Here is a 20202-nt window from a genome sequence, read left to right on the forward strand (position 1 = left end):
CGCTCGAACTCCTTATTTGAAACTCCCAAACTTTGTCGCATATGCGACAAAGTTTGGACTGGCCATTTCAAGACTTTTCACGCATACTTCAACCGTGAAACCCAAAACCGAAGAACTTCTCAACCTTCTGCTCTGGTCTGCCGAAAAGCTGGCGCGCCCCACGTTTCGCAACCTGACCGATTCATACGAGAGTTGGGCGTACCGCAACGGCCTGCTGAAACAAACCGCAATTTTGGAGCGCCAGCAATACCTCGAGCGCAATCCAGCCGTGCCGGACGACCGCATGTATCGCTTGACCTGGCAAGGACGTTTGCACGCTTTGGGAGGACGTGACCCTCAAACCCACTGGTCGCGCGAGTGGGATGGACGCTGGCGGCTGGTGTTGTTCGATGTTCCGACGACACAGAACACGCATCGCGCCCGGCTGCGGCGCTACCTGCGCGACAAAGGCTTCGGTTACCTGCAAAACAGCGTCTGGATCACGCCGGATTCGCTCAAAGAAGAACGGCGAATCCTTGTCGGCGGGAAGATCAATGTGGAATCGCTCCTCCTGCTGGAGGCGCGGCCTTGCGCGGGAGAATCTGACGCGGAAATCGTCGCTGGCGCGTGGGACTTCGAGCGCATCAACCGCCGCTATGCCCGGCATTTGAAAATCCTTGATGAGCGACCGGGCGGGGCGCTGCGGAACGACGCGGCGGCGAAGGCGTTGCTGCGCTGGGCGGCGGCGGAGCGCGAGGCGTGGCTCAACGCGGTGACGAACGATCCGCTGCTGCCAGAAAGAATTCTGCCGTCTGATTACCAGGGGCAATCGGCGTGGCGCCGGCGCGTGGAAGTGTTCCGCGAAGCCGGGCGACAATTGCGCACCTTCAACTCTTGAGCTACATCCCAAACTTTGTCGCATATGCGACAAAGTTTGGGAGAACGGGTGCACCTGACCATGAGCAGTTGTGAGGAGGCAAGCGGATCAAAGGCGATGGGATTGAGTCCGGCCGGCGGTGGAGTCGGTCGCTTTCTCCAGAGCTTCAAACATCGGTCGCCACGATTGCGCGGCGTCGGACGCGAAGGTGCGCAACAAAGGCAGCGCCTCCCGCCAGCAATGCGACAGTGGCGGCAGCAGCGCCTCGTCGAGCGTCGCCGGTTCTGGCAGGCGGGCTTCGGTGGCCAGCGCGCGACCGAGCGACAGCGCCGCGTCGAGCAACGGCGCGCGAGTTTCGTCGGCCATTCCGCCGCCACCGAGCAATTGCGCCATCTTGAGTTTACGCGCAGCCTGGGCGCGGTGGGCGTCGGCTTTGGCTCGCTCCTCTGGCGAAAGCGGCAGCGGGGCGGAACCGGTCTCCGGCTCCGGGAACAGCGGCCGACTCGCTCGCGTTGTCACGGAAATCAACCCCGCCGCGGCCAGTCGCTCCAAGGCTTCGTGTGTCGCGCGGTCCACGACTTCCAGTTGCACGGGCGCGAGCGGATCGCTGAGGCCCGGACCGAAAAAGTCGCGATGCAACTCGTTCAACCGCGTCTGCCACTGCGCCGCGTCGCGATCCACCACCACATAGAGCACCGAATGTGCGCCTTGCGACGGATAGCGCTCCTCGCAATGGAGCAGTGCGCCGTTGATTCGCTCACGGGCTTTGCGCGCAAATCCAAGCGGGTGGTCGGCGGGCAGGCTTTGTTGATAGTTGAGAGTTGAGGGTTGAGAGCTTTCAGCCGCCGCGCTGGCGGGCTTCGCGATCACCAACTGCTCCAGCTTCGCGAGGAACGCCTGTCGTCCGGTGCGCAGCTTGATTTCCTTCAAGTCGCCTTTGAGATCGAGCACGCCGTCGGAGAGGGCCTGTTTGTTGGCCAGCGTTTCGAGCATCTTGTGCTCGATGGTTTTTTCGGAAACGAGATTGAACACGCTGACCGGTTTGGTCTGGTGCTTGCGCCAGGCGCGGGCGATGCGCTGTTCGAGCTTCGCCGGATTCCACGGCAGATCGCAATTGATCACGACGCTGGCGCACTGAAGGTTCAACCCGGTGCTGCCGCTATCGGTGCTTAGAAACACGCGGCAGTTCGGATCGTTCTTGAACGCATTGATTTCCGCGCGACGGCGGCGTTGCGGCACGGTGCCGGTGTGCCAGGCGAAGACGAGGTGGAGTCGCTCGCACAACTCGCGCACCAGTTCGAGCATCCGTTCCCACTCGGAAAAGACGATCACCTTCGCATCGTTCTCGCGGCACTCGTCGAGCAGCTTCTCCAACTCGCCGAGCTTGGGGCACACCTTGTCTTCCGGGTCGAGGATGTAATTCGTGTCGCAGACCATGCGCATCATCGCGAGATGGCGCATCAACTTGTCCTGCTCCTGCTGCGTGAGCGGGCGGCGCTTCGCCAGGTGAGCGAGCCGCGCCACAACACCTTCGTGCCCGTCGTATTCGCCCTGTTGCTCCGGGCTGAGCGGGACGAAGTGATTGCGGTCGGTGCGGTCGGGCAGTTCAGTTTCGACTTCAGCCTTGCGGCGGCGCAACATGTAAGGGGCAATCCGCGCGTGGAGTTGATCCAAGTTGCGATAGGCGGCAGGGCGACCGCGGTCATCAAGATCGTAGAACTCGCGATTGAAACGGAACAACGGGCCGAGCACCGACGGGTTGAGGAAATCCATCAGCGAATGCAACTCGTCAATGCGGTTCTCGATCAGCGTGCCGGTGAGCACGAAGGCGTAACGGCTGCGGAGACGCTTGATGGCTTGCGTGGTCTTGGTGCTCCAGTTCTTGATGCGCTGGGCTTCGTCGAGCACCACGATGTCCGGGCGCAGACGTTGGTTGACCTCCAGCCCGTCGGCCAGCATCTGCTCGTAGTTGACGATGGTGAAGAAGGGGAAGATGAGAGTTGAGGGTTGAGAGTTGAGAACGCCCCTCACCCCGTCCCTCTCCCCATCGGATGGGGAGAGGGTGTCCGCCAGGACGGGTAAGGGGACTGTGTAGGCTTTCAAGCGTTCATGCCGCGAGCCGAAGACGAGTTGCAGCGGCAAGTCCGTGAACCGCTGAATCTGCTCTTCCCACTCGGTCTTGAGCGACGCGGGCGTGACGACGAGCACGCGCTGCGCCTGACCAAGCCGATGCAACAGCGCGCACGCGGCGATGGCTTGAATGGTTTTGCCCAGGCCCATCTCGTCCGCCAGGAGCGCACGCTCGGTGAAAGCCAGATGCAGCATCCCTTCACGCTGGTAAGGAAATAGCGGGACTTTGGTCTCGTGCGCTGGCCATTCGCCGCTTTGGACCTTAAGCTCGTACTCGTGGCGCAGTTGTCGGCGCTCCTCGGCGCGGCGGCGGTTTTCCAGCCAGGCCGCGACCTCCTGCGAGATGCGAATTTGCGGGCAGCCGGTTTCGCGGAGTTGCTGCAAGGCGGTGAGCGCCGGCTCGGGCGAACCTTGGGCGAGGCGGCCGTTACCGTCGAACCACTTCTGAGCGGCGCGCGGGAGTTCGCCGTGTCCGTTGAGCAGTCGCAACGTGTCGGCGGCCGGGTCCACGATCACTTCGATCCGCGTGGAACCGTTTTGGCGGGCCGAGTGGAACAGCCGGCGGAACCGCGCCTCAAGCTGCCGCAACACCGCCTCGACATGCTTGCAAGTGCCCAGCCCGTTGATGCGGAAATCGACGCAGTCACAGGCGAACTGCCGCTCGCATAGGTCGCGAATCTCCACCGAGTAAGTCAGCCCGCTGCGCGACGCGACGCGGAAGTTGGAGAAAATCGGATGCCGCGGGTCGGCGTTCGAGATCGTGAAGGACTCCTCGCGGGCGCGGAGGCGGCGCTTGTTGATTTCATCCGCATCGGTCGTGCGCCAATCATGCGCCGAAGGGATTTTGAGGTCGGAACTCGTCTTCGTCTTGAATGCCATGCCGCAATCATTCTGAGCGGGCGGGCAGAGTCAACGCGCAGTTGTTGGCGGTTTGTTCACGGGTTATTCACCGCACGCAAAAGTTCCTCACTGTTTTCACGCGACGCAAAGATTTCTGGCGTTGGAGTTCAAGCTTCAGCTTGCCCCACCCACCGCGCTGTGACGCCGCAACAAGCTGAAGCTTGAACTCCAACTTCGATTACGGCTGCGTCACGCTGTTTAACTCATCTCTCGGCAAGGTTGTTTCCAGGCTTGGCTTTTGGCGGCGGGGTATGGCTTATTTGCATCATGCCTGTGGCAATCAGCAAAGCGCGGCGGCCCGATCCGGTGATTCAGTTCTCCGTTTTCACACCCAACCGGCTCGGTCGTTTGCACGACCTCACCCGTCTGTTGGGCTCGCATGGCGTGCACGTCCTGGCGTTGACCGTGTTGGACGCAACCGACAACGCCATCATCCGCGGCGTGGTGGATGACCCGGACCTCGCCCGCAGATTGTTGGTGGAAAATAATTTTCCATTCACCGAAAGCGAACTGCTCGTGGTCGAAATCGATTCAGCGACAGACTTGCACCGGATCATGTCCGCGTTGCTCGAGGCCGAACTGAACATCAACTATCTCTACTCCTTCATCCCACACCCCAATGGCAAATCCCTCATCGGTCTGAACATGGAGGACAACGAAGTCGCCGAGCAAATCCTGCGACGGCATCAGTTCCGCGTGCTCAAACAATCGGATATCTCGCGCTAACCCGCGCGCAAAGAATTCTTGTTGCGTTGGGAATATTCAGGTTTCCTCTCGGAGTAATGCCAATGAAAAGAAGTTTACATGGCTCCCGGTTCTTCGCGCCCGGTCCGGTGGGTTGCCGTCGATGTCTTCGTGTTCGAATATCGATTCTGAGTTTGGGGATTATCTGGAGCTTGGCGCTTGGCGCTTGGGACTTCCGCGCCTGTGCGGCCGATCAAGCCCAATGGGGCGCGGCCTGGTCGCGCAACATGGTCTCGCCGGAAAAAGGCCTCCCGGATTCATTTGATCCCAAGACGGGCAGGAACATCAAGTGGTCGGTTCGGCTCGGCACTGAGACGCATTCCACGCCGGTCGTCGCCGGTGGTCGCGTGTTCATCGGCACGAACAACGGCGAACCGCGCGATCCCAAGCATCAAGGCGACCGCGGCGTGTTGATGTGCTTCGACGAGAAGACGGGAAAATTCCTGTGGCAACTCGTCGTGCCCAAGCGCGAGGAAGACCCTTACTTCGATTGGCCCAAGAGCGGGATTTCTTCGCCCGCCACCGTTGAAGGCGACCGCGTTTATATCGTCAGCAACCGCGGCGAGGTGCTGTGTCTCGATGCGCACGGCATGGCCAACGGCAACGAGGGTCCGTTCCGCGATGAAGCCGCGCACATGACGCCGCCTGAGAATTCCGGTGCGCCACCCAAACCCGTCGCCGGCGCGGAGATCAATCCCCAGCCGCTGCGTCCTCCCGCCGACGGGGTGTTGCTCAAGCCCGGCCCGCTCGATGCCGACATCATCTGGCTCTTTGATCTGGTTTCCGACGCCGGCATCTGGCCGCATGATAGTGCGCACAGTTCGATTCTCATTCACGGGGACTATCTCTATCTCAACACCGGGACCGGCGTGGACAACACCCACAAGCGCATCCGCAGACCCGATGCGCCGAGCCTCATCGTGCTCGACAAGCGCACCGGCCAACTCGTGGCGCGCGACGACGAACACATCGCGCCCGATATTTTCCACTGCACCTGGTCATCGCCGTCGCTCGGCGATGTGAATGGACGTCCGCTGATTTTCTTCTGCGGCGGCAATGGAGTTGTCTATGCGTTTGAAGCAGTCGGAAAGGGAGTAATGGAGTCAGGGAGTAATGGGGTGGTGGGCCTGAGTAAATCGGCGCAACGCTCCAGCTCTCCAACACTCCAATCCCCCGCGACGCTCCGCAAAGTCTGGCAATTCAAGTTCGACCCGACGTCGCCCACGGGAGACGTTCACCCGTATCTCAGCAATCGCCGCGAAGGCCCGAGCAACATCTACGGCCTGCCCGTCTTCCATCGCAACCGCATCTACGTCGCAGGCGGCGGCGATGTTTTTTGGGGCAAGAACGAGGCTTGGCTGAAGTGCATTGACGCAGCAGGCCTCACCCGTCCTTTGGACACCCTCTCCCCATCCGATGGGGAGATGGACGGGGTGAGCGGCCTGCTCTGGTCTTACCCGCTGCAAAAACACGTCATGTCCACGCCGGCGGTGTATGACGGCCTGGTGTTCATCTCGGACTGCGGACGCACGATGCATTGCGTGGACGCGGACACCGGCCAGCCTTATTGGACGCACGAAATCACGGGTGAAGTGTGGGCCTCGCCGCTCGTGGCCGACGGCAAGGTTTATCTCGGCACGCGCGGCGGACAATTCTGGGTGTTCGCTGCGAGCAAGGAAAAGAAAATCCTCAGCACGATGGAACTTGGCGAACCCATCAGCGCCACAACGACCGCCGCCAACGGCGTCCTCTACATCGCCACCATGACTCACCTCTACGCCGTGCAGAAAGGTGTGGGATCGAAATGAACCACGGATTGACAGGGTTTTCTGCTTCCAGCTTTCAACTTTCCGCATTTGATCTTCATTTGACGCTGATTAGTTCCCCGCGCGCACTCGCCGCAGCATTACGACGCGAGCAGTCAGTCCCTCGGCACAAAAGAACGCACGAAGAGCCAAGATACTAAGATTCATCTTGTAACCATCGGCAGGAACTGGTTGGCTACAATCAGGGTAAGAAATGAAACCTTTGATGTTTCTCCTTTGGGCTCTTGTAGTTTCGGTTATTTCTTTTTTCTGCGTTGGTTCCACGGTCGCGCAGATCTGGACACAGGCAACCAACGCACCCGTAAAGACATGGTGGTCTGCCGCCTCTTCGGCGGACGGAACCAAGTTGGTGGCCGTAGCCTATGGCGGCCCCATTTACACTTCTACGAACTCTGGCGTGACTTGGATTTCAAACAACGTCCCGGCCAGAAACTGGTATTCCGTGGCATCCTCGGCCGATGGAATGAAGTTGGTGGCCGTGATCAGTATACTCAGCACTTCCGGCGCAGGTGGTATTTACAATTCTCCAGACGGCGGCGCGACCTGGACCTTAACGAGTGCTCCGGCAAGTCTCCACAGTTGGAATTCGGTTTCCTGTTCGACGGATGGGATGAAGATCGTCGCGGCAGGAACGCAGGCTCTGACGCGCCAAATCCACACCTCGTCTGACGGCGGTAATACCTGGGACTTGACCAGCGCCCCGAATCTCTCCTGGTATTCCGTCGCATCCTCTGCGGACGGAACAAAACTGGTGGCCTTGGCGTGGCAGAACAACGTCATTTATACCTCGGCCAATTCTGGATTGGATTGGTCGCCGAATACAGTGCCCAGCAACTATTGGAATACGGTCGCTTCTTCAGCGGATGGAACTAAACTGATAGCCGGTGTGGATGGCGGCGGCATCTTCATCTCCACAAATTCGGGAGCGACTTGGACTTCAAACAGTGCCGCCCCCTCCCGACGCTGGTTGTCCGTCGCCTCCTCGGCTGATGGTAGCAAGCTGGCAGCGACTTCCACCGGCCCCATCTACACGTCGTCGGATTCGGGATCAACCTGGGTTTCAAACAATTTGCCTGAGTTGTATTGGTCCTCAATTGCCGTTTCAGCCGACGGAAGCAAGATGGTCGCGGTGGCTGCCAACGGTCAGATTTACACCTCACTTCCTTCTCCGCCTTCGTTGAGTCCGTCACGTTTCGGCAATAGCCTGTTGCTTTCCTGGCCCAGCGTTCCTGCCAGCTTTCAACTGCAACAAAACTTTGATTTGGACGCCAACCACTGGACCAACTACACCGGCACGGTCACGGACGATGGCACGAACAAAACCGCGAGCATCAGCACAGCCATCGGCAGCCTGTTCTTCCGCCTTAGATCAGCAGATTGAAGCTTGTGCGCCCAACCACAGATAAACGCGAATGGACACAGATTTATGCTTTCTGCTTTCAACATCCGTTATGGACAAACGCGGGGCCGTCAAGGAGCATCCAATGCAGTCGCCCTCAAGCCTATGGATGATCAATATCCAGGAACCGCGCCGGTTGAATCAATTCCGTTGCCCACGCCTTACAAGGACCGTTCGGCGGGGCTGATCATCTTCGGCATTCTGACGATATTGCTCGGCTGTCTGGCCGGACTGTTTGTCCCTTTGATGTTGATCGGGCAGGCCGCGTCTGCCAAAGCCTCGGGTGCGGCGACCCCATTTTCCGCCATTCTTCCTGCCATGTTGATCTATGGCGTTTTGGCGGTGGCGTTGGTGTGGTTGGGAATTGGCTCCATCATGGCCCGACGCTGGGCAAGGGCGCTGTTGCTCATCTTTTCGTGGAGCTGGCTCATCATGGGACTGTTTGTTTTGGTTTTCATGGCGTTCTTGATGCCGAAAATGCTGGCCAACTTACCCACTAGCGGAGCGACCAACCAACCGGCGGTGCCTTCGGCAGCGATAGCCGGGATGATGGTCGGCATGTTTCTGGTCTTCGGCGTCATATTTGTGATTTTGCCGGCAGCCTGGACTTTTTTCTATAACAGCCGGCATGTGAAGGCCACCTGTGAAACGCGCGATCCCGCAACGCGCTGGACCGATGCCTGTCCGTTGCCGGTGTTGGGGTTTTGTTTGTGGCTGTTGTTGGGTGTGCCGATGATGCTGATCATGCCCCTTGCGGGTCACGGCGTGATGCCGTTTTTTGGAATGTTCCTCACCGGTGCGCCGGGCGCGATGCTATGTCTGGCCATCGCCGCCATCTGGAGTTATGCCGCCTGGTCGTTGTATAAACTCGAGCCGCGGGGTTGGTGGCTGATCTTAATCGCTTTGTGTGTGTTTATGGCGTCCGCCATCCTGACGTTTGCCCGGCATGACGTGATGGAAATGTATCGGCTGATGGATTATCCCGAGGCGCAAATCGAACAGATACAAAAGTCCGGCTTGCTGGTGGGGAACCGCATGACGTGGCTGATGGCGTTTTCCATGCTGCCGTTCCTGGGCTATCTCCTCTTCATCAAGAAATGTCTCCGCAGCAAATCGTAAAAGGCACACCGTATGTGGACAGACCGCGAAACTGACGAAGACTGCCTCGGGTTCGGGAGCTACGTCAAAGTTCTTGCCGACATCTGCGTGGAACGAAGTATCGCACCGCTCACCCTTGGAGTTTTTGGATCGTGGGGAAGCGGCAAGAGCAGTCTCATGAAAATGCTCCAGCAGCATGTCGAAAGCACTGTCGATTCCCACAAGTTCAAAACCCTTTGGTTCAACGCATGGAGATACGAGGGAAAGGAGGAAGCCCAAGTTGCCCTCATTCATTCCATCCTCAACAAGTTTCAAGAGAATAGAACCCTTAGCGACGACGCTAAAAACGTGCTAAAGCGGCTCAAAGATGGCGCGAGCGTAATAAAGCTGGCAAAGTTCATCGGAAAGTCGGCGATGACATTGACACCTGACCTTGCGGGTCTTCTGGACTGTTTTCGGGATGAATCGGAGAAGCTTGCAGCGACGATGGAGAGCTTTGAGAAGGACTTCGAAGAGTTTCTCAAGATGCTAGAGGTCGAAGGAATTGTCGTTTTCATTGACGATCTTGACCGCTGTCAAAGCTCCAAGGTGGTTGAGATTTTTGAAACGATAAAATTATTTCTCAACACGCCGAAATGCACGTTTGTGATCGGGGCAGATCCCGACAAGATTGAACACGCCATCGGTGACACTTACAGAGTCGTTGATCTCAAGCGTACGGATTTCACGAAGGATTATTTGGAGAAGATTATCCAACTGCCGTTTAGGATACCTGAACAACAGCTTTCCGATATCGCTTGTTATGTTGGAATGTTGGTCATGAAGCGATTCGTAACCGATGAAGCATGGCAGACGCTTCTTCAAGAGCGAGTTTCGCTGATTGGAAAGGGAGAGAAGATTGGTGATGCATTTAATGAGTGGGTGATTCAACACCCAACAGGAATGATGGACAAGAAGGTCGATGCGCCGCTGAAGCAGCTCCAGCGGACGCTGCCCTATGTATCAATTCTTGCCCACGGTCTGAAAGGAAACCCGAGGCAGATAAAACGGTTCCTGAATATAGTGGGGATGCGAGAACGCCTGGCGGAACACAACAAGCTCTCGGTCGACTCTGACGTACTCATCAAACTGGCCGTGCTCGAGTACGCTTGGCCAGAATTCTTCGGCCAATTGGTCGAAACCTTTGATCCATCTTCAGGGGTTTCGACGTTGGTGGTTGAAGTATTGAAGGCGCACAGAGAGCAAACGAAAGAGCCGGATTCACCTTGGGTAAGAGTGGCACTGGAGTCACCCGGGCTCGCCGATTTCTTAGCCGCTGATCCGTGCCTTGACGAAGGGTTTCACCTTGGCCCTTATCTTTTCCTCGCCCAAACCTCGCTCGTCTCACAAAAGGGCGGAGGTGTTACAACTCTCGAGCAGTTGGCGAAATCCTTCGCTACGCGAATTTCCAGCGAAGATCGCGTTCGCGCGGACGCGGCGGCACGACAAGCGGCGAAGGCCGAACCTGCCGTTGTTGCAGCGGTTGTGCGGCTGTTAACGCCGAAACTCTTTACTCCAGATGGGGGAAAAGTGCAGACGCATGTCCTGACTGGCCTGGCTACGATTTGCAGGGAACACCCGAAGCACTACGAAGAGGTGTTGGCAGCAATAGAACAATTGCCGTCGCGGCCAAGGAGCGCCGTGTCGTTCGTCGCTGCAACAATAATTCAGAGTGCGGAAAAGGTGGGAGCGAAACTTTCGGACGGCCTCAAGGAACGGTTCGTTTCCGCGTCACCAATTGCTCAGTCGCTGGTTAAGCGTGGTGCGAAAGAGCGCAAATAGCGTTGCCGTATGGGAACATCAAAAAGCCTTTCAACACCCAGCGGCGGAGAGTGGAAGCCGCTCAAGACAAATTTGACGAGCTATCTCGGCGGGGACCGCCGAATTACTCCGGTCAAGCTCGTAGGCCAGACTATGAGAGCGGCCGGGGGATTCGCATCTGCTGGTTCGAGTCGTTTTCCTACTGGAGGAACAGCGGGAAGTGGTGGTGGAGGTTCAGGCGCGGGTGGGCGACGGGGCGGCGGGCGGCGAGGTCGAGGAAAAGGATTGGGAGCTACAGTCGGTGGCCTTGGCGCCTTTGCGAGTTCATTGCAAAAAGATGGTTTGGATTCAGCCTTGGACACGCTGGCTCTCTCTGAACTGCACGGCAAGGAAGCTCCCGAAGTAATTGCGAAGATTGCCGAACATCTCTGCGAGGCGGGAGACGGTATTGATCAGGAGATTCTGAACAATTCCCTTCGCACAACGATTCTTGAGGCGGCGAACTTGGGAAGCGAGCTCGGATACGAAGACTTGGAAGCGGGCCTGCAAGCTTTCCTTGGCGCTGAAGGAATTGAAGGATTGATTGAGCTTCTCCTCGGCCGGTTCGCATTCGAATTTGTTTGGAGCCGTGATGAACAGCACGTTCAAGCTCACAGCACTGGCGAGGCAGATGTGGAAGCGCTCCAAGACGCACTTCTGCATTCATGCAAGGGCGAGGTCCGCGATATCATAAATGACGCCAAGGCAGCTGGCAGCTTTGATAGAGTGGACTGGTTTGGTAATGACGGCGTAAAGCTCGGCCATGAAATCGCGACCAAAGTGGAGGCACGCCTCATAGCCCATGCTGAAGATTGATTTTCTATGATGATTGTTCGCTATATCGGCCAGCGAAGTTGCCAAGCTCCCCGTTATCACCAAGCGCTAGAAACTGAAGATTCCTTGATTGTTGATTCATATAGCGAGGGCAACGTCACGTTCCGGCTTACATGTGACGAAAAAGCGGTTCGACTTCGATTCAGTCCCGCAGCACGCGACCTTCTCGACATTGCAGTGTGCGTTTACATCGCTGATGAGCACGTCCCTCGCGAATCCGGCCCCGATCACTGGACGCGAAATCTCTGTTTTCTACTTCCGGTGCTGCAACTCGATGTCTGGCGCGGAGCCGAAGCTCTATTGGCCGAAACGCTCTTCACTCTCTCTGGCGACAAGTTTGAATTCGCTTGGGAAGAATGCATGGGAGCTCCTCGGAGACCACACCATAGGGGACGCGTTTCGCGTCAATTCGATACGGTCTGCCTTTTCTCTGGCGGCATTGATTCGTTGTTGGGCGCATGGCTATTACTTAAAAGCGGAAGGAAAGTTTTGCTCGTGGGGCATCAAGCGGATAATACGACCGCCGGTGTGCAAAATGAACTAGCACGCCGGCTCAGGGTGAAGTTCCCGGGACAAGTGTCCTTCATCCAATGTCGGGCGGCCCGGTCCAAGTCAGACCATCCGAGATTTCCATTACCAGCGAAAACGGAGGAGACGCACCGGGTGCGGTCGTTTCTCTTCATAGCCCTAGCTGCTGCCGTGGCTGAAGCGCAAGGAATCGAATCCTTATTTGTTCCAGAGAACGGATTGATAGCGCTAAACGCGCCGCTACAGCTATCAAGACTGGGCACTCTCAGCACCCGAACAGCACATCCGAAGTTTCTTTTGCAGTTGTTGCAGACGCTGGCCAAGCTCGGCGTTTACAATGGAGAACTGAAGAACCCATTTCTGTACAGTAGCGAGACCGACATGTTGCGCGACTGCGGCGGTGATGTCTTGGCACTTCTAAAACTCTCTGTCTCCTGCGCTCACCCAAGTCGTATGCACAAGTTCGGTAAGCGGCACTGTGGCTACTGTGTTCCTTGTTTGTACCGCCGGTGCGCGATGGCTGAAGTGGTCAACAATTTTGAACAGGAATTCGTGTACAATCCATTCGTTGACTTGGGTGCAGGGAAATTGACTGAAACGACAGCGCCGCATGTGAGGGCGCTTACGACGTTCGCCAAAAGAGTTGTCTCTTCGACTGAGGCGCAACGCCAACTCCTAGTCCTTGCGCATGGCCATTTTCCTGCGAACGTCGGGCGATTGATCGGACCTAAAGGCGCGTCGAATTACTCGCCGTGGTCAGACATGCTTTTACGTTGGTCGCAGGATTACCTCAGGAAAGCAAGCGCGTGGAGCAGCGCTAACACGAAAAAGATTCTCAGTCTCTAGCTGACGATTTGTTTATGCCGCTCGTGAAGGCATTATCTGTCAAGCAGCCGTGGGCCAATCTGATTGCCTCGGGAGAAAAGACAATAGAAACGAGAACATGGCCAACGGACTATCGTGGCGAACTACTAATAGTTTCATCGCGAACCCCTCCGATTGAACCTGCTGGCTGCGCGCTTGCACTCGTAAAGCTCGTTGATTGCCGTCCGATGGAACGACGGGATGAAATGGCTGCTTGTTGCCCGATCTACCCCAACGCATTCTCATGGGTGTTTCGCGAAATTCGGAGAATCAAACCGTTCGAAGTGCGCGGACAACTTGGAATTTACGAGGTCGAAGTGCCGAACGAGCTGGCATGAAACGCGCCCGGATGAAGACGAAGTTTCTTTTTCAAGCCGGGTTGTCCGCCGTGTTGTTGTGCGGTTGAGTGTCCGACCAAGCAACTCGCCCTACTATGGATGATAATTGTCGAGCAGTGCCCTCTGGATGTGCTGAATGGCTGTGTTGACACGCCAGCGGAACTGGTTCGCATAGGCCTTTCGGTCGGTCGGGCCGGATGAAAATGCGCTGTACAGTTTGTGCTTGGAACCCATCGTCTGGTCGTCCACGGCAATTTCATTGTGATGTGGCAACGCGCCGCGGGTCTTGAAATCCGGCGCCTGGGCCAGGGCCGTCGGGATGCTCGTGAATCCTTCCCAGAACGTCGCCTGCGGATCATACTTCTGGGCGTATCTTCCTGAAATCAGTTTGCCGGCGCATTGTTGCGCCGCCTGCGGCTTTGTCCCGGTCCAAAGTTCGGTGTTCATCGAGAACGCGTTCGAGGTGAGATCGAACGGTGGCAGCGACGGATCAGCCGGCATGGCCGTGTATTGCGGCGAGGCCACGAGTGGCACGCCGGGAGCGTAGATGACGGCCTGGCCACCGTCGGGCGCGACATTCTGGAGTCGAGCAAAATGCACGTAGGATGAATGGGCATAGAAATCGCCGATGGCATGGGCCGCCGCGCCGAAGCTGCCCCAATCGGTATTGTCTTTGCGGAAAACAGCGAGGCGTGCGTTCACTTGATCCCAACCTTCCGGAATGTAGCCGTTGTCAAAGTGATCGCGCGGGTCGTAGGTCAGGATGTTCGCGTCGAGCCACAGGCTTTTGCGTTTGATGGCGCTCAGGGCGGAGGCGGGAATTTTCGACTTCAAAGCCTGGTCGTAAATGGTGTCATGCACGGCTGCGGCGAAGCTGGGGTCGAATTTTCCCCAGAATTCCCGGTCCATGCAATAATCAGGAAAATCCACATCACGATCAAAATCCCGGGAGTGAATTTTCCAGAGATGATCGGCGTTGAACACATAATGCGGCATGTATTCGATGCTCTGGACCTTCGATTGAACGGCTTTGATCCCTTGTTTGTCCGGACGGGAACCGACCGCGGTCATTGGTTCGAGGATTTCCCACACGGCTGCTTCGTTCTGGTACATCACCCAGCAATGGTCGTTCGTTTGGAGTTTTCCGTTCGTCAGGCGGATGTGGAGCGACCCGAGTGCGACCCGGACACAATACCGGCTGATTCCGGCCGCCAGCAGCAGGGCCGCCAAAAGGAACGCCAAGTCCTCACAGTCACCGCCGCCCTGGGCCAGAGTTTCATCCGGATAAAGCCACGCATCGGGGCACCGGCCAACCTTATTGGCTTTGCGCAAATAGCGCAGTTTGCTGAACGAGTGCAGAATTGTGTCCGCACGGAAATCGAAACTTCCATTTGAGTGGGATCGGAAGCACGCCTGGTCCGATGGCGACAGGCTGTGGATCAGTTCACCCAGCTTCTCGCTGACAACCGCGTTGTCGGTGGTGGTCAGGAATTCGCGGATATCAATGGGATAGCGCTTGTTCGTATTGGGGATTGTGCGCGAGGCCGGGATGATCGGCTTATAGACGATCTCATCGCCTTCCCAGTTCCAGGAGTCCCAAGGATTGACCAATGATATTTGGAGGCACATAAACTTGACGGAAAATTACGCTGCACATTCCACACTGAACAGGCGTTTCTTTCGGCAATTTCAAATCCTCTCCGAAGTTTGTGTTCCAAGCCGGTTTGTCCGCCGTGTTGCTGTGCGGTTGAGATGCGGCTCGTCGAAGGACAGAAGTCAGAATTCAGCGTCCATCTGCGTTCATCAGCGGTTAAGGTTTTTGCGTTTGTTTGTGGCAAAAATTCCGTGTTCATCCAGTCAATCTGTGGTTAAAGTCCGGCATCATTCATGAACGCTCGAACACTTCCACTCTTGCTGCTCCTCGCTTCCAGCGCCGCTTTGGGTCTCGTTGCAGCGGAAAAACCTACCATCACGGCCGGCAGGAGTCCCGCCGATGAATTGCCGTCGCACATCAAGCGGCTCACGTGGTTCGGGGAGCGCGCCGATTGGTCGCACGATGGGAAACGGATTCTGTTCGTCGAAAAAACCTTTGGCGACGTGTACGAAGTCGAATTGGCGACGGGACGCATCCGGGCCATGACGCATCACTATCCACATCATGGTTACACGCGGGCGCTTTATCTGGCCAACGATGACATCCTGTTGTCCGGTCCGGAAACCTTCGATCCGAAGAAACCCGGCGACGCGCGCACACAATGTTTTCTCTCCGTGCTGGACCAGAGCCTCACCAAGCCGCCGGTGCCACTGGGCACGAAGTGTTCGGAAGGACCGGCGGTGTCGCGCAAACGGATGCACATCGCCTGGACGCACGTGAGCGCACAGTATCCGGACAAGTTGCCGAATGGCGCGTCGCAGATGCGCGAGGCGGATATTGTGTATGGAAACGACGCGCCCCTCACCCCGTCCCTCTCCCCATCCGATGGGGAGAGGGTGTCCGGAGGACGGGTGAGGGGTACGCCAAAGCTTGCGAACGAGCGGCTCATCCTCGACAGCCGCGAACTGCCGTTCAAGTGCACGATGGAGACGCAGAATTTCGTGCCGCCGGATGAAAAGCGGTTGACGTTCTCTGCTTACGGATTTCAAGGCACGGAAGTGTGCGTGGTGGATTTGGCGACCAAAGCTGTGACGAACCTCACGAATTCGCCGGATGAATACGACGAACCGGAGGGCGTTTTCCCCGACGGCAGGTTCACGCTGGTCGAGTGCGACAAGCAGAACAAGCAAGGCCCGAATCATATTGATTTGTGGAAGTTGCGGCTCGACGGCGGCGGTTACGTGGAGCGACTGACGTATTTCTCGGATTATCCGGGTTACAAGGCTTCGAATCCGGTGGTGAGCGATGACGGCAGGTTCGTGGCGTTTCAGATGGCGAAGTCAAAAGATGCCGCGGGTGTGGGCCACGGGATTTTCATCCTCGATTTGTCCAAGGCAAAGCGGAAACCGTCACGTCCATGAATCTTCCGCGCGGAATCGTTTCCGTGCTGCAAACGCCGTTCACTCCCGGTGGCAACGTGGACGACGCCTCGCTCGTCAAGCTGATGGAAGCCGCGATGCGCGATGGCGTGAATGGTTTCCTCGCGCCCGTCGTTGCCAGTGAAGTGGATTTCCTGTCGCGACAGGAACGGGAAGAAATCATCCGATGTGTGGCCGCGACCGTTCGTGGGCGCGTGCCGTTTATCGTCGGTGCGTCCAGCCGGGACATGGACGAGTGTCGGCACTTTGCGCGGCTCGCGGAGGAAGTCCGGGCCGCTGCATATCTCGTGGCCGTTCCGTCGGCGCTCTATTCTCGTCCGGAGGAAATCGTCGGCTTTTTCCAAGCCGTGCGCGCAAGCATTGATTTGCCTTTGGTCATTCAGGATTTGGAATGGAACGGGCCGGGACTTTCGATCCGGACTCTCAGGCGGATCAAAGAAGTCGTCCCGACTTTGGCCGGAGTGAAGATTGAAACTGTGCCGTCTGGTCCCAAATACACCGCCGTCCGTCGCGCGTTGGGCAGCGAATTCTTCATTGCTGGCGGCTGGGCCGTGCCGCAAATGATCGAGGTGCTGGATCGCGGCGTGGACGCGCTTATTCCGGAAAGCTCTATGGTGGCAGTCTATTCGGCAATTTATCGGGCGCACGCCAGCGGCGACCGCGCGAAAGCCGTGCGCATTTTTCACCGTCTCATTCCCGTGCTCACGTTCACCAACCAAGAGATTGGTCTCTCGATCGCCTTCTTCAAACGCCTGCTGGAACGCAAAGGGGTCTTTCTGTCCGCCACGATGCGCCAAACTTGGTCGGGCTGGGACGAATACAATCTGCGAATTGCCGACGAGCTGATCGATCTCTACTTGGCACTCGAAAAGGAGATTCAGGCGGAGCGACCTCATCAAGCTGCGGAGCCGCCAACGAAAGGAGGCGGACACAATGCGTCGTGCTGAACCGCCCCTCTTTACGTCGTCGGTTACTACCGATGCATTTTCCTTTTCCCTTGCGCGCGGTCGCCAACCTTTGCAGTCATACTCAGTCATGCATTCGTTCAAGAATCGAATCAGCCTGATCGTCGCGCTGAGTTCGTCGTTCTGCAGTCTGTGCCTGTCGGCAAATTCTCACGCCGCAACGAACCTCGACTTGACGAGGGCGACCATCGTCGTGCGCCCCGGAACTCTTCCGCCCGCCGAGCAGACCGCAGCGCGCGTGTTGGTGGAAGAAGTGAAGAAGCGGACGGGTTTGAACTGGCCGATCGCCACCACCTGGCCGAAACGCGGTGTGGCCATCGCGATCTCTTCAGGTTCAAGCGACGCCACTTGGCCCAGAGCCATGCCGCGCCGACTTGGAGACAACTTGCCAGAAAACCAACCGGAAGGCTTTCGATTGCTGACTGAAAATGAGCCGGCGCAATCCGCCGTCGTCTGGATTGGCGGTGCAGATTCCCGTGGCGCATTGTTCGGCGTCGGTCAATTTATGCGCTTCTTGAACTGGGCCAAAGGTTCGGCCAGCGTCCCGTCCGATCTCGACATCGCTACGGCGCCGGTTCAACCGATTCGCGGACATCAACTCGGTTATCGCTCCACGGCCAACAGTTACGATGGCTGGGGCGACAAGCAATTCGAGCAATACATCCGCGAACTGGCCTTGTTCGGCGCGAACAGCATTGAGGGCATTCCCTTTCAGGGCGGGCGCAAAAGCCCGCACATGCCGTTGCCGCGTGACGTGATGAACCGGAGGCTCAGCGAAATCTGCGCCCGCTACGAGATGCAGTATTGGATCTGGGTGCCGGCGGACTTCGATCTCAAGGATACGACGCAACGCGCAAAAGCATTGGAGCAACATGAAGCGTTGTTCCGCGATTGCCCGCGGCTCGACGGCGTCTTCTTTCCCGGCGGCGATCCGGGGAACAATCCGCCCGAACTTGTGATTCCGTATCTGGAAGACATGTCGAAGTCCCTGCTCAAACATCATCCGCGCGCAAAGATCTGGCTCTCGATGCAGGGATTCCGGAAGGCCCAGGTTGATTACGTCCACCACTGGATCAACGAGAAAATGCCCGACTGGTTGGGTGGTCTCGTCGCCGGGCCGAGCAGTCCGCCCATTCCGGAAATCCGCGCGCGTCTGCCGCAACGGTACGGGCTGCGCGATTATCCGGACATCACGCACACCGTGCGCTGCCAGTTTGAAGTTCCGTGGTGGGACCCGGCCTTCGCGTTAACGCTCGGCCGGGAGTGTTCGAATCCGCGCCCCGTTTTCTACAAGCTGATTCAAAACTGGTTTGGCCCATACACCAGCGGCTTCATTTCGTATTCGGACGGCGTTCACGACGACGTCAACAAAACCGTCTGGAGCATGTCAGGTTGGAATCCTGATCTCCAGGCGCGTGAGATCCTCATTCAATACACGCGGTTCTTTTTTGGTCCGCCGGTTGCCGAGTCAGCGGCGGACGGAATTCTCGCGCTGGAAAAGAACTGGGAAGGTCCACTGGCCAGCAACGGCAGCGTGGACGCAACCCTCGCGCTGTGGCAACGACTGGAGCGTGAATCGCCGCAACTGCGCGGCAACTGGCGCTGGCAACTTTGCCTGCTCCGGGCCTACTACGACGCCTACACGCGGCATCGGTTGATCTATGAAACCGAACTGGAGCATGAGGCGAATCAGGTTTTGGCGACCGCTCCCGCGCGCGGTGCCAACGTTGTGATGGACTCCGCCCTCGCAGTTTTGCAGCGCGCAGTTTCGCAACCCATCGAGAAGGAGTGGCGGGCGCGCATCGGCGACTTGTGCGCGGACTTGTTCAAAGCGATCAAGCTGCAAACGAGCGTCCCGCTTTATCAGGCCAGCGGCCATGAGCGCGGCGCGGTGCTGGACTTTGTCGATCACCCGCTCAACAACCGCTGGTGGTTGGAGGATGAGTTCGCTCGAATCCGAAAACTTGGCGGCGAAAATTCCCCTCACTCGGCTGGAAGCCACCCTCTCCCCGTCGGACGGGGAGAGGGACGGGGTGTGGGGACCGGCGTTTCATCTAATGCAGCCGGAAGTACGAACGTCCGTGGTGACTCCTCGGAAACCGCCAAGCTCAAGGCGCTGGAACTGATACGCACCTGGGAAAATCCCGGCGTTGGCAGTTTCTATGATGAAGTGGGCAACATTGCCAAATCGCCCCACGTCATTCGTGGCGAGGGAAGGAACACGGATCCGACCGGCGAAAAGAATCCGACTCCTGGTTTCTGGTGGTGGGACGAAGGTTCGAGCCGCAAGCGCCTTTCGTGGCAGACCAGCATGGACTGGCCGCTGGGACTCGCGTATCATCAGCTCGACCCGGCGGCGAAGTATCGGGTGCGGTTGACGGGCTATGGCCAAGTGAAGTTGCGGGCCAACAGCCAACTCCTGACTCCCACACGGGAAGCCAGGCACGACATCGGCGAATTCAAGGAGTTTCCGGTGCCAGCCGCATTGCTCAAAGACGGCAAACTGCTCTTGACCTTCGACCCGCTGCCGGACGAAGCCCATCTCAACTGGCGACAGCAATCCCGCGTCAGCGAAGTGTGGTTGTTGAAGGACTGAATGCGAATGGCACCGAACGATGGAGTGATTCAGTCGGTAGCCAACACCATCGGCGACTGCAACCCCGTCTGCTTGTGCGTGTGGGATCGAGAATTACATCGCGTGACAATGTCGGTGCATCTGATAGATTGAAGCCGGATGAAATCAGCGCCGACATACAATTTTCCACCGGAGGTTCCCATCTGGGTTGACCCGGAACGGTTGAGTGGCACACCCTGCTTCAAAGGCACGCGCGTGCCGGTGGATAGCCTG

Annotated in this window: 15 protein-coding genes; 13 read left to right on the plus strand and 2 right to left on the minus strand. The window is 57.6% G+C overall.

The window, feature by feature from the left end; translation table 11 throughout:
* The first annotated feature begins 94 nt into the window (after window positions 1–94).
* Entirely contained in the window at window positions 95–877 is a 783-nt protein-coding gene (locus tag HY298_17345; protein MBI3852026.1) for a hypothetical protein, read from the plus strand.
* Between the two features lie 87 nt (window positions 878–964).
* On the opposite strand, the gene HY298_17350 is transcribed toward HY298_17345, so the two are convergent.
* Window positions 965–3865, minus strand: coding sequence for a DEAD/DEAH box helicase (locus tag HY298_17350; GenBank protein ID MBI3852027.1), 2901 nt, complete (start codon window positions 3863–3865; stop codon window positions 965–967).
* Between the two features lie 288 nt (window positions 3866–4153).
* On the opposite strand from HY298_17350, the gene HY298_17355 reads away from it, so the two are divergent.
* The 8 genes from HY298_17355 to HY298_17390 all read left to right on the plus strand — a co-directional run bounded on the left by HY298_17355 (window position 4154) and on the right by HY298_17390 (window position 13356).
* Window positions 4154–4612, plus strand: a complete 459-nt coding sequence (locus tag HY298_17355; GenBank protein MBI3852028.1) for an acetolactate synthase — start codon at window positions 4154–4156, stop codon at window positions 4610–4612.
* 62 nt (window positions 4613–4674) lie between these two features.
* Window positions 4675–6438: a PQQ-binding-like beta-propeller repeat protein gene (locus tag HY298_17360; GenBank protein ID MBI3852029.1), complete on the plus strand. Its 1764-nt coding sequence runs from the start codon at window positions 4675–4677 to the stop codon at window positions 6436–6438.
* A 496-nt stretch (window positions 6439–6934) separates the two neighbouring features.
* Entirely contained in the window at window positions 6935–7837 is a 903-nt protein-coding gene (locus HY298_17365) for a hypothetical protein (GenBank protein MBI3852030.1), read from the plus strand.
* A gap of 123 nt (window positions 7838–7960) precedes the next feature.
* A complete protein-coding gene (locus HY298_17370) occupies window positions 7961–8974 on the plus strand; it encodes a hypothetical protein (GenBank protein ID MBI3852031.1) in 1014 nt (337 codons plus the stop codon).
* A 12-nt stretch (window positions 8975–8986) separates the two neighbouring features.
* Window positions 8987–10774: a hypothetical protein gene (locus tag HY298_17375; protein ID MBI3852032.1), complete on the plus strand. Its 1788-nt coding sequence runs from the start codon at window positions 8987–8989 to the stop codon at window positions 10772–10774.
* Window positions 10775–11038: 264 nt separating this feature from the next.
* On the plus strand, window positions 11039–11608 hold the full coding sequence (locus HY298_17380; protein MBI3852033.1) for a hypothetical protein: 570 nt from the start codon (window positions 11039–11041) through the stop codon (window positions 11606–11608).
* A gap of 6 nt (window positions 11609–11614) precedes the next feature.
* Window positions 11615–13000 (plus strand): hypothetical protein, encoded by a 1386-nt coding sequence (locus HY298_17385; protein MBI3852034.1) that lies wholly within the window; start codon window positions 11615–11617, stop codon window positions 12998–13000.
* A gap of 14 nt (window positions 13001–13014) precedes the next feature.
* Window positions 13015–13356, plus strand: a complete 342-nt coding sequence (locus tag HY298_17390) for an ASCH domain-containing protein (protein ID MBI3852035.1) — start codon at window positions 13015–13017, stop codon at window positions 13354–13356.
* A gap of 93 nt (window positions 13357–13449) precedes the next feature.
* Here the strand turns inward: HY298_17390 and HY298_17395 are convergent, their stop codons facing one another.
* Window positions 13450–14985 (minus strand): hypothetical protein, encoded by a 1536-nt coding sequence (locus HY298_17395; protein ID MBI3852036.1) that lies wholly within the window; start codon window positions 14983–14985, stop codon window positions 13450–13452.
* A gap of 258 nt (window positions 14986–15243) precedes the next feature.
* Between HY298_17395 and HY298_17400 the strand changes: the two genes are divergently transcribed.
* The 4 genes from HY298_17400 to HY298_17415 all read left to right on the plus strand — a co-directional run.
* On the plus strand, window positions 15244–16371 hold the full coding sequence (locus HY298_17400) for a hypothetical protein (protein MBI3852037.1): 1128 nt from the start codon (window positions 15244–15246) through the stop codon (window positions 16369–16371).
* Window positions 16368–17336 carry a dihydrodipicolinate synthase family protein gene (locus tag HY298_17405; protein ID MBI3852038.1) on the plus strand — a complete coding sequence of 323 codons (969 nt, stop codon included), beginning with the start codon at window positions 16368–16370 and terminating at the stop codon, window positions 17334–17336. The genes HY298_17400 and HY298_17405 overlap by 4 nt, the downstream gene beginning before the upstream one ends.
* A gap of 88 nt (window positions 17337–17424) precedes the next feature.
* Entirely contained in the window at window positions 17425–19950 is a 2526-nt protein-coding gene (locus HY298_17410; GenBank protein ID MBI3852039.1) for a hypothetical protein, read from the plus strand.
* A 138-nt stretch (window positions 19951–20088) separates the two neighbouring features.
* The coding region (locus tag HY298_17415) for a DUF433 domain-containing protein (protein MBI3852040.1) at window positions 20089–20202 on the plus strand (114 nt) is incomplete at its 3' end.

Source organism: Verrucomicrobiota bacterium (assembly GCA_016200005.1).
In the GTDB taxonomy this organism is placed as follows: domain Bacteria; phylum Verrucomicrobiota; class Verrucomicrobiia; order Limisphaerales; family PALSA-1396; genus PALSA-1396.

Bases quoted from the DNA above. Each gene is read 5' to 3' on its own strand.
- HY298_17350 (MBI3852027.1), bottom strand. From the start codon at position 3,865: ATGGCATTCAAGACGAAGACGAGTTCCGACCTCAAAATCCCTTCGGCG.
- HY298_17355 (MBI3852028.1), top strand. From the start codon at position 4,154: ATGCCTGTGGCAATCAGCAAAGCGCGGCGGCCCGATCCGGTGATTCAG.
- HY298_17360 (MBI3852029.1), top strand. From the start codon at position 4,675: ATGAAAAGAAGTTTACATGGCTCCCGGTTCTTCGCGCCCGGTCCGGTG.
- HY298_17370 (MBI3852031.1), top strand. From the start codon at position 7,961: ATGGATGATCAATATCCAGGAACCGCGCCGGTTGAATCAATTCCGTTG.
- HY298_17375 (MBI3852032.1), top strand. From the start codon at position 8,987: ATGTGGACAGACCGCGAAACTGACGAAGACTGCCTCGGGTTCGGGAGC.
- HY298_17385 (MBI3852034.1), top strand. From the start codon at position 11,615: ATGATGATTGTTCGCTATATCGGCCAGCGAAGTTGCCAAGCTCCCCGT.
- HY298_17390 (MBI3852035.1), top strand. From the start codon at position 13,015: ATGCCGCTCGTGAAGGCATTATCTGTCAAGCAGCCGTGGGCCAATCTG.
- HY298_17395 (MBI3852036.1), bottom strand. From the start codon at position 14,985: ATGTGCCTCCAAATATCATTGGTCAATCCTTGGGACTCCTGGAACTGG.
- HY298_17400 (MBI3852037.1), top strand. From the start codon at position 15,244: ATGAACGCTCGAACACTTCCACTCTTGCTGCTCCTCGCTTCCAGCGCC.
- HY298_17405 (MBI3852038.1), top strand. From the start codon at position 16,368: ATGAATCTTCCGCGCGGAATCGTTTCCGTGCTGCAAACGCCGTTCACT.
- HY298_17410 (MBI3852039.1), top strand. From the start codon at position 17,425: ATGCATTCGTTCAAGAATCGAATCAGCCTGATCGTCGCGCTGAGTTCG.